This is a genomic window from Reyranella soli (assembly GCF_007992495.1).
Classification (GTDB): Bacteria; Pseudomonadota; Alphaproteobacteria; order Reyranellales; family Reyranellaceae; genus Reyranella; species Reyranella soli.
The window spans coordinates 14,487-27,673 of sequence record NZ_BKAJ01000084.1; the positions used below are offsets into that span (position 1 = coordinate 14,487).

At 65.1% G+C, this 13,187-nt stretch carries 12 protein-coding genes; 6 read left to right on the forward strand and 6 right to left on the reverse strand.

The genetic code is table 11. The annotated features are described in order from the left end of the window. Position 1 precedes the first annotated feature (1 nt). The 3 genes from RSO01_RS24100 to RSO01_RS24110 are packed head-to-tail and all read left to right on the forward strand — an operon-like array spanning position 2 to position 2,635. Positions 2–343 (forward strand): DUF7508 domain-containing protein, encoded by a 342-nt coding sequence (locus tag RSO01_RS24100; RefSeq protein ID WP_147152175.1) that lies wholly within the window; start codon positions 2–4, stop codon positions 341–343. 10 nt (positions 344–353) lie between these two features. Next, positions 354–1,520: an acyl-CoA dehydrogenase family protein gene (locus RSO01_RS24105; protein ID WP_218037443.1), complete on the forward strand. Its 1,167-nt coding sequence runs from the start codon at positions 354–356 to the stop codon at positions 1,518–1,520. Next, the gene (locus RSO01_RS24110; protein WP_147152179.1) at positions 1,517–2,635 is read left to right on the forward strand and encodes a CaiB/BaiF CoA transferase family protein; all 1,119 of its coding nucleotides are present in this window, start codon (positions 1,517–1,519) and stop codon (positions 2,633–2,635) included. Before RSO01_RS24105 ends, RSO01_RS24110 begins: the two co-directional genes overlap by 4 nt. A gap of 132 nt (positions 2,636–2,767) precedes the next feature. Here the strand turns inward: RSO01_RS24110 and RSO01_RS24115 are convergent, their stop codons facing one another. The 3 genes from RSO01_RS24115 to trxB form a co-directional block, all read right to left on the reverse strand. Next, positions 2,768–3,649 (reverse strand): DUF6492 family protein, encoded by an 882-nt coding sequence (locus RSO01_RS24115; protein ID WP_147152181.1) that lies wholly within the window; start codon positions 3,647–3,649, stop codon positions 2,768–2,770. Positions 3,650–4,035: 386 nt separating this feature from the next. Further along, positions 4,036–4,926, reverse strand: a complete 891-nt coding sequence (locus RSO01_RS24120; RefSeq protein ID WP_147152182.1) for a LysR family transcriptional regulator — start codon at positions 4,924–4,926, stop codon at positions 4,036–4,038. A gap of 65 nt (positions 4,927–4,991) precedes the next feature. Next, a complete protein-coding gene (trxB, locus tag RSO01_RS24125) occupies positions 4,992–5,963 on the reverse strand; it encodes a thioredoxin-disulfide reductase (RefSeq protein ID WP_147152184.1) in 972 nt (323 codons plus the stop codon). Positions 5,964–6,138: 175 nt separating this feature from the next. On the opposite strand from trxB, the gene RSO01_RS24130 reads away from it, so the two are divergent. Both RSO01_RS24130 and RSO01_RS24135 read left to right on the forward strand, forming a co-directional pair. Beyond that, a complete protein-coding gene (locus RSO01_RS24130; RefSeq protein WP_092823687.1) occupies positions 6,139–6,615 on the forward strand; it encodes an Lrp/AsnC family transcriptional regulator in 477 nt (158 codons plus the stop codon). Between the two features lie 237 nt (positions 6,616–6,852). Next, positions 6,853–7,428 (forward strand): inner membrane-spanning protein YciB, encoded by a 576-nt coding sequence (locus RSO01_RS24135; protein WP_170303314.1) that lies wholly within the window; start codon positions 6,853–6,855, stop codon positions 7,426–7,428. On the opposite strand, the gene greA is transcribed toward RSO01_RS24135, so the two are convergent. The 3 genes from greA to carA all read right to left on the reverse strand — a co-directional run bounded on the left by greA (position 7,421) and on the right by carA (position 12,425). Continuing rightward, the gene (gene greA / locus RSO01_RS24140; protein ID WP_147152188.1) at positions 7,421–7,894 is read right to left on the reverse strand and encodes a transcription elongation factor GreA; all 474 of its coding nucleotides are present in this window, start codon (positions 7,892–7,894) and stop codon (positions 7,421–7,423) included. The genes RSO01_RS24135 and greA overlap by 8 nt on opposite strands. A 90-nt stretch (positions 7,895–7,984) precedes the next feature. Next, positions 7,985–11,230: a carbamoyl-phosphate synthase large subunit gene (gene carB, locus RSO01_RS24145; protein ID WP_147152189.1), complete on the reverse strand. Its 3,246-nt coding sequence runs from the start codon at positions 11,228–11,230 to the stop codon at positions 7,985–7,987. A gap of 10 nt (positions 11,231–11,240) precedes the next feature. After that, positions 11,241–12,425 carry a glutamine-hydrolyzing carbamoyl-phosphate synthase small subunit gene (carA, locus tag RSO01_RS24150; protein WP_147152190.1) on the reverse strand — a complete coding sequence of 395 codons (1,185 nt, stop codon included), beginning with the start codon at positions 12,423–12,425 and terminating at the stop codon, positions 11,241–11,243. A gap of 199 nt (positions 12,426–12,624) precedes the next feature. On the opposite strand from carA, the gene RSO01_RS24155 reads away from it, so the two are divergent. Further along, entirely contained in the window at positions 12,625–13,083 is a 459-nt protein-coding gene (locus tag RSO01_RS24155) for a GatB/YqeY domain-containing protein (RefSeq protein ID WP_147152192.1), read from the forward strand. Positions 13,084–13,187: the final 104 nt, after the last annotated feature.

The window sequence follows — 13,187 nt, forward strand, 5'->3', positions numbered from 1 at the left end:
CGTGGCGCTCCGCCTGCGTCTCGACAAACCCTGGCGTCCGCTGACGGCGGAAGTCGTCGATCGCCTGCCCGGCCAGCTCGGCGTCTACCAGATTGCCGATGCCAAGGGCACGATCGTCTTCATCGGCCAGGCCGGCGCGCGGTCGACCTTCGGCCTGCGCAGCGAGTTGCAGCGTGAGGCGAGCCAGCGTGCCTCGGGCCATCAGTTCCGTATGGAGGTCAACCAGCAGTACCGCACGCGGTGGCTGGAACTCCTGATGGTGCACCAGGCCGACCACGGCAGCCTGCCCACCGACAATGCCAAGAACCCGCCGCCTGCGCTCGGCAGGCTGAGCCCGAACTGACGAGGCAATCATGGATTTCGAGCCCAGCTCCGAACAGCAGATGCTGATCGACCAGGTGCGGCGCTACGTGCGCGAGGAGATCATTCCGCTCGAGGCCAAGCTCGACCCTGACGCCGCCGAGCTCGATCCCGCCGACCACGCGCGCCTGGTCGAGAAGACCAAGGCGATGGGCCTCTACGGCATCGACATCCCCAAGGAGTTCGGCGGGCCCGACATCGACATCGTCACCCGCGTGCTGCTCGCCATCGAGATGGCCCAGCATCGCGCCGGACTCTACGTGCCCTGCTACGGCACCTTCGGCGGCGCGGGCCTGGCGCAGATCTTCGAGGCCAACGAGGACCAGAAGGAGCGTTACCTCTATCCGACGCTGCGCGGCGAGAAGAAGCCGTTCTTCGGCCTCACCGAGCCGTCGGGCGGCAGCGATCCGGCGCGCGCCATCCAGACCAAGGCCGAGCGCAAGGACAATGGCTGGGTGCTGAACGGCGCCAAGATCTTCATCTCCGGCGCCGACCGCGCGCAGTACGGCATCGTCTTCGCCCGCACCGACGCCTCCAAGGGCCGCGCCGGCATCACCTGCTTCATCGTCGATGCCGGCACGCCGGGCTTCCACGTGCGGCGCGTGGTGCACACGCTGCGCTCGTCGAGCTACGCCACCGAGCTCGAGTTCAAGGATTGCTGGGTGTCGGACCATCAGATCCTGGGCGAGGTCAACAAGGGCTTCGCCGTCGCCAACGACCGACTGACGCGCCAGCGCATCCCCTATGCCGCGGGCTGCATCGGCGTCGCCATCGCCGCCCACGAGATGGCCATTGAGTGGGCCAAGATGCGCAGCACCTTTGGCGACAAGCTCGCCAACCGCCAGGCCATCCAGTGGATGCTGGTCGACAACGAGATCGACATCCGCACCGCGCGGCACTTCACGCTCGAGGCCGCCGAGAAAGCGCGCCGCGGGCTGCCCTTCCGCACCGAGGCGGCCATCGCCAAGCTCACGGCCTCGGAGGGCGGCGGCCGCGTCGTCGACCGCGCCATGCAGATCCATGGCGGCATGGGCATGACCAAGGACCTGCCGCTCGAGCGCTGGTATCGCGAGATGCGCATCCGCCGCGTCGGCGAGGGCCCGAGCGAGGTCCAGCGCATGGTGATCGCGCGTGAGATCCTGGGCAGCAGCCTGCGATGAGCAAGCCGCTTGCGGGCGTAAAAGTCGTCGAGTTCGGCCAGAACCTTGCCGGCCCTTATTGCGGGCAGATCCTGGCCTTCCTTGGCGCCGAGGTGGTCAAGGTCGAGCGGCCCGAGGGCGACGATGCGCGCAAGTGGGGTCCTCCGTTCATCGACGGCGACGGCGTGGGCTTCATCGCGCTCAACCGCGGTAAGAAGTCGATCACCTGCGATCTCGGCGACAAGGCACAACTCGAGGCGCTGATCGAACGGATCGGGGCGGCCGACGTCTTCATCCACAATCTGCGCGCCGACGTGCCGGCCAAGTTCGGCATCGACGGCGCCACGCTCACCAAGCGCTTTCCGCGATTGATCTATGCCGATCTCGGCGCCTTCGGCCACCTCGGGCCGTGGAAGGAACGGCCGGGCTACGAGCCGATCGTGCAGGCGGTGGCGGGCCTCATCTCGCTGAACGGCGATCCGTCAGGACCGGAGGCGCGCATCGGCGTTTCCATCATCGACCTGTCGACCGGCATGTGGACGGCAATCGGCGTGCTGGCGGCGATCGCCCAGCGCGCCACCACCGGCCGCGGCAGCCTGGTCAACACCTCGCTGTTCGAGAGCGGGCTGATGTGGGCGTCGAACCACGCGGCGAATTTCTCCGTGACCGGCAAGATGGCGGCGCGCCAGGGCACCGGTCATCCCTCGCTCACGCCCTATCAGGCGTTCGAGTGCAGCGACGGGCCGTTGATGATCTGCCCGGGCAACGACCGGCTGTGGCGCAAGTTCGCCGAGGCGCTGGGTCATCCCGAATGGCCGGACGAGCCGCGCTTCAAGACCAACGTCGAGCGCATGCAGCACCGCGACCTGCTGCTGGCCATGATCGCCGACATCATGAAGCACAAGAGCCGCGACTACTGGTCGGGCAAGCTCGACGCGCTGGGCGTGCCCAACGGGCCGCTTAACACCGTGCCGCAGGTGCTCGAGCTCGCCCAGGTGGCGGCGCTCGGGATGTTCTCCCGGCCCTACGAGGACTCAGAAGCGCTGTTTCACGGCCTGCCCGTCAGCTTCGACGGCGAACGCGCCGCCGAGATCGCCAAGGCGCCGAAGATCGGCGAACACAACGGCAAGGTTTAGCTCTCGGGGGCGCGGGCCTCTGGCCCGCTCATGTTCTTTCGGACCGCGAGCTTCCAGCTCGCTCATGAGTCATGAGCGCGCAGTCCGGAAGACGAAGAATATGAGCGGGCCAGAGGCCCGCGCTCCCAAGACTTAGCCCGCGAAGCTCAGCGCGTATTCGCGCACGCGCTCGAGCGGGATGCGGGCGTGGCTCTGCACGATGATGAACTTGCCGCCCGGGTCGGTGCCGTTGGGCAGCTTGACCAGGCGCTCGAAGTCGTCGGCCCCCCAGACGCAGGACTGCTCCGAGAACAGGTGCACGCTGGCGCCATAGCAGGTGTTCCATTCGACGTGATAGTCGAACAGGTTGCCCTGCAGCTCGGCGACGGTGGTGTAGAGCGAATACTCGGTCCACGGCACGCTCATCGGCCGGCGCATCTTCCAGGTCATCAACGACTTGGTCGACGAGCCCTGCGCGCCGTTGCGCATGTAGCTCAGCGTCTGCGCCGCGAGGTCGCCGTGCAGCAGGTTGGGCGTCACCGACAGGCCGTGGCCCTTGGAGTCGTAGTAGGTGCCGACCACCTCGGTGACGTTGCGCCACCAGTCGTGATGGACCTTGGGCTCCCAGCGCGACAAGCCGCGGCCGTCGTCGACGAAGGTCCGGGAGTCGAAGTCGCCAACGCAGCAGACGTCGGAATCGAGCGTCAGGTAGCCGCCGAAGCCCAGCATCACCGGTACCTGCAGCTTGACGATCTGCTGCCGGTACCAGCCGGTCATCAGATAGAAGCTCGAGAACCACGGGAAGAAGTCGCTCTCCGGCCGCACCGAGACGTTGATGTTCGGGAAGCGCGGCAGGCTGCTGCGCAGCAGATGGGTGTCGGTGCCGGGCGAGATGATCAGCAGCTCGAAGGGCTTGCTGTCGCGCCAGTGCTTGGCCAGCGATTCGATGAGGAGACCGGCGCGCTCCAAGTCGCCCCGGCGCTTAATCTTGCGCAGAGCCAGGGGCAGGATGGCTTGGCGAACTTCGGAAAACATCGTCTTGGTTGGCTCTGAAAATACATGTGGGGCGGGAAGCCTTCCACATCAATTGCTTGGGCAACCTGTGGGCCGTGACCTACCAGCGGCAGAACGTCCCATTCAGAAGCGATAGCATTAACCGCTTCAGGCTTAGGGAATCAAAAGGCCCAAAAAAGACGCCGGGCCAAAAGGCCCGGCGAGTCAAACAGGGAGGCTTCACGTCTGGGAGACGTGGGATCATGAGGATCCCGAGTTTCGAACGCGAAAAGCAAAGAACCATTCGTGTCGAAAACCTGTCTCGAAAATAGTCTTCGCATTGCACATGGGTAGGGGGGAATTTCCGGCAACTGGCATGCGGTGGATGCATGCCTTTCATCGCCTATGCAATCCTGCAAGTCTGATGTTCAAAATCGTGTTTCGGCCACCTTCCGCAGCAGGAAATCACGGAACACGGCGATGCGCTTGGAGTGCCGCAATTCCTCGGGATAGGTGAAATACACATCGGTCGTACGGACATTGAGGTCCGGCAGGACCATCTCGATCTTGGTCGATTCGCGCGCCAGGTAGTCGGGCAGCGAGGCGATCCCGAGGCCCGATTCGACGGCGCGGAAGATGCCGTAAGTGTTGTTCACGCGCAGCACGACGACGCGGGCGGCCTGCTCGACATTGCCCTCGCGCAGCAGCCAGTTGACGTCCTGCACCGGGGCGCGCGCGTCCTCGCCGAAGATGATCAGGCGATGCTGGTCGAGCTCGTCGACCGACTTGGGCTTGCCGTACCTCTGAATGTAGCCGTGCGAAGCATAGACGTGGCTGCGCACGGTGAGCAGGTGGCGTTGCACCAGGCCGGGCTGGCGAGGCATGACCATGCGGATGGCGACATCGGCCTCGCGCATGCCGAGATCGAGCTCGTTGTCCGACAGCACCAGGCTGACGTCGATCTCGGGGTAGGTCGCGATGAACTCGTGCATCTGGGCGGTGAGCCAGGTCGAGCCGAAGCCGATGGTGGTCGTGACCTTGAGCCGGCCGGCCGGCTTGTCCTGGTTGGCGCGCAGCAGCGCCTCGGCGGTGTTGACCTTGGCCGCCATGTCACGGGCGGTGCGGTACAGGAGTTCGCCCTGCTCGGTGAGGATCAGGCCGCGCGCATGGCGGTGGAACAGCATGACGCCGAGCTGCTCTTCGAGCGCACCGATCTGGCGCGAGATCGCCGACTGGCTGAGCTTCAGCGCTTCGCCGGCGTGAGTAAAACTTCCCGCGTCAGCTACGGCCTGAAAGATCCGCAGCTTATCCCAGTCCATGACATCGCCTCCCTAAGGCCTTTGGCACTCCTGCTAAAGGCCTGTTTCGCGCTAGGCGCCGCTTGCTACTCCGCGGCTTGCGCGAGGCGGGCTTCCTGGCCCGCCAACCATTTCTCCGCCTCGAGCGCCGCCATGCAGCCGGTGCCGGCCGCCGTTACGGCCTGGCGGAAGATCTTGTCCTGCACGTCGCCCGCGGCCCAGACGCCTTCGACGTCGGTTGCGGTCGAATCGGGCCTGGTGATGAGATAGCCCTCGCTGTCCATGGCGAGCTTGCCCTTGAACAGCTCGGTGTTGGGCGAATGGCCGATGGCGATGAACACGCCGTCGGTGGCGAGCTCCTTCTCCGCCCCGGTCTTGACGTTCTTCACGCGCACGCCCTTGACCAGCGGCGCGGGCTTGGCCTCGCCCGTGATCTCTTGCAGCGTGTGGTCCCACAGCACCGTGACCTTGGGGTTCTTGAACAGGCGGTCCTGCAGGATCTTCTCGGCGCGGAAGGCATCGCGGCGATGGATGATCGTCACCTTCGAGGCGTGGTGCGTCAGATAGAGCGCCTCCTCGACCGCGGTGTTGCCGCCGCCGACCACGACCACTTCCTTGCCGCGGAAGAAGAAGCCGTCGCAGGTCGCGCAGGCCGACACGCCGCCGCCGCGGAAGGCCTCCTCGGTCGGGATGCCCAGCCACTTGGCGGTGGCGCCGGTCGAGATGATCAATGCGTCTGCTTCATAGCGGTCGCCTGAATCGCCGAGGCAAACGAACGGCCGGCGCGACAGGTCGACGTCGACGACGGTGTCGAAGAACAGCTGGGTGCCGACATGCTCGGCCTGCTTCTGCATCTGCTCCATCAGCCAGGGGCCCTGGATGACGTCGGCGAAACCCGGGTAGTTCTCCACGTCCGTGGTGATGGTGAGCTGGCCGCCCGGCTGGATGCCCTGGACCAGCATGGGCTTGAGGCTGGCGCGGGCGGCATAGATCGCCGCCGTGTAACCAGCCGGTCCCGACCCCAGAATGAGCACTTTGCCCCGATGAGTTGCCGCCATGACCTACCCGCATCCCGCAAACCGCATATCTTCGACATATATGCAAACCTCTCCTGGGATGCACGGGTGATCTGACATTTTGGCGCAATTGTTCACAGCGGGTTGGCGGAAACCCGCAACTTTATTGCGCGCCCGGCATGGTTCTGGCATAGAGCGCGGCCAACGGAGGAAATTGATGGCTCGTGCAAAGCTCGATCGGATCGATCGGCGCATTATCAGCGACCTACAGGCAAACGGGCGCATGACCAACGTGGAGCTGGCCGAACGCGCCGGCATCTCGGCGCCGCCCTGCCTCAGGCGTGTGCGGGCGCTCGAGCGGGCGGGCATCATCAAGGGCTACCATGCGGAACTCAGCCCCGAGACCCTGGGCTACAGCGTGTCGGTGTTTGCCCTGGTCGGTCTCAACAGTCAGGCTGAAATCGACCTCAAGGCATTCGAGGAACTCATCGCCAAGTGGGACGAGGTACGCGAATGCCACATGCTGGCGGGCGAGGCCGACTTCCTGCTGAAGATCGTCGCGGAGACCTGGGACGAGTATCAGAAGTTCCTGACCACCCGGCTCACCTCGGCGCCCAATGTCAGCCATGTGAAATCCATGATGGTGTTCCGCACCGCCAAGCAGCTCCCCGGGGTGCCGATCTCGGTGGAATGACTCTTTCAGATTCCTCCCCCGCCATGCGGGGGAGGATACAGGAGGGGGAAAGCCCCAAAGACGATCTCGCCAGGACGAAGATCATTCCGATCTGAAATCAGCTGACACCCGCACTGTTGCCTGCCCCCTCCCTGCCCTCCCCCGTATGACGGGGGAGGAGATTTTGTTCTTGCGGGAAACGCTGTGTATCTATAGCGTGCCTTAAATACACGGCGTTACCGCTTCATGGAGGCTCGCATGGCCAACCTGATGCATTCGGCCCGATTGCTCGTCTCGGACCTCGCCTCGACGATCCTGTTCCTTGTCGTCCTGCTGATCACCAAGGACCTCATGCTGGCGGTGGCGCTGGGCGTTGGCCTCGGCATCATCCAGATCGGCTGGATGAAGCTGCGCCGCCAGCCGATCGACACCATGCAGTGGCTCAGCATCGGCCTGGTGGTGGTCTCCGGCATCGCCACCCTGCTGACCAGCGATGCGCGCTTCGTGATGCTGAAGCCCTCGGTGATCTACTGCATCGTCGGCGCCTACATGCTGAAGCCGGGCTGGATGAACCGCTACCTGCCGCCGATCGCCGTCCACCTGGTTCCCGATCTCGCCTGGACCTTCGGTTTCGTGTGGGCCGGGTTGATGTTCCTGTCGGCGGCGCTCAACATCGCGCTGGCGCTGACGCTCGATCCCGTAAGCTGGTCGGCGACGATGTCGATCTGGGGCCTCGCGAGTAAAGTCGCGCTGTTCCTGGCTCAGTATGGCCTGATGCGGTTCGTCGGCATGCGCCGCGCCAAGGCGGCGATGGCGCAGGCGGCCTCTACTTGAACTGGACCCCGACGACCTCGTAGGACCGCGCGCCGCTCGGCGTCTGGACCTCGACGGTGTCGCCCACCGTCTTGCCGATCAGGGCCCGGCCGATCGGCGAGGTCACCGAGATGCGGCGCTTGGCAAGGTCGGCCTCGTAGGGGCCGACGATCTGGTACTTCACCTTCTCGTCGGTATCCTCGTCGGCCAGCTGCACGGTGGCGCCGAACTTGACGACCTTGCCGGAAAGCTTGCTGAAGTCGATCACTTCGGCACGCGAAATGATGTCCTCGATCTCGGCGATGCGGCCTTCGATGAAGCCCTGGCGCTCGCGCGCGGACGTATACTCGGCGTTCTCGGAAAGATCGCCATGCTCGCGCGCCGCCGCGATCGCCTTGATGATCGCAGGGCGCTCCACGCTCTTCAGCTGCTTCAGTTCGTCCTCGAGGACTTTCAGCCCCTCGGCCGTCGTCGGAACCCGTTCCATTGCGTGATCGTCCTTAATGAATCGTGCGTCGTCAACGCCCATCCCCGCCCATCAGGGCGGTTGCATTGCTCTGATTTTGGGCTCGGAAGGCTAGAAAGCCGTTTTGAAGTATGATTGCAGGGGCGCCACGTCCAATGCGCCCTCGCTCAGTGCGGCGATGCCTTCGACCGAGGCTTTGGCGCCTGCCACCGTCGTGTAGTAGGCGATCTTGTGCATCAATGCAGTGCGCCGAAGCGTAAAACTGTCGGTCAGCGCCGCCGAACCGTCGACGGTGTTGAAGACGAGCTGCACCTTGCCGTCCTTCATCAGGTCGACGATGTGCGGCCGGCCTTCCAGCACCTTGTTGACGCGCTGCGCCTCGATGCCGTGGCGCCGCAGATGGTCGGCGGTGCCGCCGGTCGCCACGACCTTGAAGCCGAGCTCGACCAGCCGCTTCACCGGCTTCACCATCGCGGCCTTGTCGGGATCCTTGACCGACACGAACACCACGCCGTCGACCGGCACCTTGCTGCCGGCGCCGAGCTGCGACTTGGCAAAGGCGCGGCCGAAATCGACATCGAGGCCCATGACCTCGCCGGTCGAGCGCATCTCGGGTCCGAGGATGACGTCGACGCCGGGGAAGCGCGCGAAGGGGAACACCGCTTCCTTGACCGCGATGTGCTTGCCCTTGGCCTTCTTGATGTGCAGCGACTTCAGCGATTCGCCGACCATCAGGCGGGCGGCGAACTTGGCGATCGGCTGGCCGGTCGCCTTGGCGACGAACGGCACGGTGCGGCTGGCGCGCGGATTGACCTCGAGCACGTAGACATCGCCGCCCTTCACCGCGAACTGCACGTTCATCAGGCCGACGACCTGCAATGCCTTGGCCATCGCCTCGGTCTGGCGCTCGATCTCGGCGATGATCTTGGCCGGCAGCGAGTACGGCGGCAGCGAGCAGGCCGAATCGCCCGAATGGATGCCGGCTTCCTCGATGTGCTCCATGATGCCGGCGACGAAGACGTTCTGGTTCTGGTCGGCCAGCGCATCGACATCGACCTCGATGGCGTCGCGCAGATAGGAGTCGACCAGCACCGGATTGGCGCCCGACACCTTCACCGCGTCGCGCATGTAGCGCTCGGTGCCTTCGCGATCGTAGACGATCTGCATGGCGCGGCCGCCCAGCACGTAGGACGGGCGGATGACCACCGGGTAGCCGATCCTCTCGGCGATCGCGATCGCCTGCTCCTGCGAGGTCGCCGTGCCGTTGTCGGGCTGGCGCAGCTTGAGCCTGTGGATCAGCTGCTGGAAGCGCTCGCGGTCCTCGGCGAGATCGATGGCGTCGGGCGAGGTGCCGAGGATCGGGATGCCCGCGGCTTCGAGGGGCTTGGCAAGCTTCAGCGGCGTCTGGCCGCCGAACTGCACGATCAGGCCCAGAAGCTCGCCCTTGCTGCGCTCGACCTCGACCAGCTCGATCACGTCCTCGGCCGTCAGCGGCTCGAAGTAGAGGCGGTCGGCGGTGTCGTAGTCGGTCGAGACCGTCTCGGGGTTGCAGTTGACCATGATGGTCTCGTAGCCGGCCTCGCGCAGGGCGTAGACGGCATGGACGCAGCAATAGTCGAACTCGATGCCCTGGCCGATGCGGTTGGGACCGCCGCCCAGGATGATGACCTTGCGCCGGTCGGTCGGCTCGGCTTCGCACTCGGCGGGCCTGAGGCCATCGCCCTCGTAGCAGGAATAGAGATAGGGCGTGCGTGAGGCGAACTCGGCGGCGCAGGTGTCGATGCGCTTGAACACCGGACGGATGCCCATCGCGCGACGCTTCTTGGCGACGGCGGCCGCCGACTGTCCGGTGAGCTCGCCGAGCCGCTCGTCGGAGAAGCCCTTCTTCTTGAGGTCGATGAACTCCTTGGCGTCCTTGGGCAGGCCCTTGGCGCGGACCTCGGCCTCGATCTTCACCAGCTGCTCGATCTGGCGCAGAAACCACGGCTCGTACTTCGAGGCGTGCGCGATCTCCTCGACCGACAGGCCGTGACGGAAGGCCTGGGCGATCACCAGCACGCGGTCGGGCGTGGGACGCGCCAGGGCGCCCACGACGGCACTCTTGTCGGGCGCGCCCGCGATCTCGATCTCGTTCAGGCCGGTCAGGCCCGTTTCCATCGAGCGCAGCGCCTTCTGCAACGATTCCTGGAAGGTCCGGCCGATCGACATCGCCTCGCCCACGCTCTTCATCGAGGTGGTCAGCAGAGCCTCGGCGCCGGGGAACTTCTCGAAGGCGAAGCGCGGCATCTTGGTGACGACGTAGTCGATCGTAGGCTCGAACGAGGCAGGCGTCGTGCCGGTGATGTCGTTCAATAGTTCGTCGAGCGTGTAGCCGACGGCAAGACGTGCAGCGACCTTGGCGATCGGGAAGCCCGTGGCCTTCGAGGCCAGCGCCGACGAACGCGACACGCGCGGGTTCATCTCGATCACGACCATGCGCCCGCTCGCCGGATCGACGGCGAACTGCACGTTCGATCCGCCGGTGTCGACGCCGATCTCGCGCAGGCACGCGATCGAGGCGTCGCGCATGATCTGGTATTCCTTGTCGGTGAGCGTCAGCGCCGGCGCGACCGTGACCGAATCGCCGGTGTGGATGCCCATCGGATCGACGTTCTCGATCGAGCAGATGATGATGCAGTTGTCGCGCCGGTCGCGCACCACCTCCATCTCGTACTCTTTCCAGCCCAGCACCGATTCTTCGACCAGCACCTCGCCGACCGGCGAGGCGTCGATGCCGCCCTGCACGATGTCGAAATATTCGTCGCGGTTGTAGGCGATGCCGCCACCGGTGCCGCCCAGAGTGAAGGACGGGCGGATGATGGCCGGCAGGCCGATATGCTCGATCGCGTTGATCGCCTCCTCGCGATTGTGCACGACCTCGCTCTTGGGGCATTCCAGCCCGATCTTGGTCATGGCCTCGCGGAACAAGAGCCGGTCCTCGGCCTTGTCGATCGCCTCGGCATTGGCGCCGATGAGTTCGACCTTGAATTTCTTCAGTCGGCCGTCGCGGTGCAGCGCCATCGCCGTGTTGAGCGCCGTCTGGCCGCCCATCGTCGGAAGCACCGCATCGGGCCTCTCCTTCTCGATGATGCGCGCCACCATGTCGGGCGTGATCGGCTCGACGTAGGTCGCATCGGCCAGGCCCGGATCGGTCATGATTGTGGCCGGGTTGGAGTTCACCAGGATGACGCGATAGCCCTCGTCCTTCAGCGCCTTGCAGGCCTGCACGCCCGAATAGTCGAACTCGCAGGCCTGGCCGATGACGATCGGCCCCGCGCCGATCACGAGGATGCTCTTGATGTCTGTGCGCTTGGGCATATTGCCTGTCTTACTTGCCCTTGCTCTTGTCGATCATGTCGACGAAGCGATCGAACAGGTAGTGGCTGTCCGTCGGGCCCGGAGAAGCCTCGGGATGATACTGGACCGAGAAGGCCGGCTTGTCGGTGCAGCGCAGGCCTTCGTTGGTGCCGTCGAACAGCGAGACGTGCGTGACCTCGGCACTCTTGGGCAGCGATTCGGGAACGACGCAGAAGCCATGGTTCTGCGACGTGATCTCGACCTTGCCGGTCGTCAGGTCCTTGACCGGCTGGTTGGCGCCACGATGGCCGCGCTCCATCTTGCGCGTCTTGCCGCCGAGCGTCAGCGCCAGGATCTGATGGCCAAGGCAGATGCCGAACAGCGGTACTCTCTTGTCGAGCACGCCCTGCACCGCCGGCACGCTGTAGTGCGCCGTCGCCGCGGGATCGCCCGGGCCGTTGGACAGGAACACGCCGTCAGGCTTGTGGCGCAGGATGTCGTCGGCCGTGGCCGTCGCCGGCACGACGGTGACCTTGCAGCCGGTGTTGGCGAGGCAGCGCAGGATGTTGCGCTTGGCGCCGTAGTCGACGGCGACGACGTGATACTTCGCCTTGTCGAGCTTGCCGTAGCCTTTGCCCAGCGCCCACTTGGTCTCGTTCCAGCTGTAGGTCTGCTTGGTCGTGACTTCGACGGCGAGATCCATGCCGTCGAGCCCGGGCCATTCCTCGGCGATGTGGCGCAGCTTGGGGATGTCGAACTTGCCGTCGGGCGCGTTCACCACCACGCCGCTGGGCGCTCCGCCGTCGCGGATACGCCGCGTGATGGCGCGCGTGTCGACGCCGCACACGCCGGGAAGGTTGTGGCTCTTCAGCCAGTCGTCGAGCGGCTTGGCGGCGCGCCAGTTGGCGGGCTCGGTGATATCGCCGCGCAAGACCACGCCGCGCGCGGCCGGATTGATGCTCTCGATGTCCTCGGGATTGGTCCCGACATTGCCGATATGGGGGAAGGTGAAGGAGATGATCTGACCGGCATACGAAGGATCGGTGATGATCTCCTGGTAGCCGGTCATCGAGGTATTGAAGCAGACCTCACCCACCGCATGGCGGGCCGCGCCTACACCCTTGCCCCAAAACACCGCGCCGTCAGCCAGCACCAGCGCGGCCGTGGCCCAACGCGGCGCGGCGTCAGTCGCGCCGGCGGTCTTGAGGTTTGTCATAACGAATTTCCGCTCTTTCGGCCCAGCCGGCCTCGCCCGGGGAGGCGATCTGCGAGCCGCGCGGTTTGTAACCAAGTGGTCGCACAGGGTCAAGGTGCTGCAGGCGGCTAATTCACAAGCGTTTTCAATAACTTATTTGCTTTGCCAACAGCGTCGCAGGCGTTTAGTTTCCGCCCTTCAATCGATCGGGACATAAACCATGCTGCGCGACAATCTGAACGAGGCGCTGAAGGAGGCCATGCGCGCCCGCGACATGACCACGGTGGGCGCCGTCCGCCTGATTCTGGCCAAGCTCAAGGAAGTGGACATCGCCGCCCGCACCGAGGCCAACCGCGAGGGCGTGGCCGACGACCGCATCCTTTCCATGCTCCAGGGCATGATCAAGCAGCGCAACGAATCGGTGGTGCTCTACGAGAAGGGCAATCGGCCCGAGCTCGCCGAGAAGGAAAAGGCCGAGATCGCCGTCATTGAGCGCTTCCTGCCCAAGCAGATGGACGAGGCCGCCGTGGCCGCCGCCGTCGCCGAGGCCATGGCCTCGACCGGCGCCAAGACGGTCAAGGACATGGGCGGCGTGATGGCCGTCCTGAAGGGCAAGTACGCCGGCCAGATGGACTTCGCCAAGGCCTCGGCCGCGGTGAGGAAGGCGCTGGTTGGCTAGGTTTTCGCACAGGACGCGCATGTTCTTTTAGCCGGCGCAGTTCTGGACGGGGATTTTTCGCATTTCGCGCATTTTGCGCTACCCCCTTCATGCTCCTCTCCCCC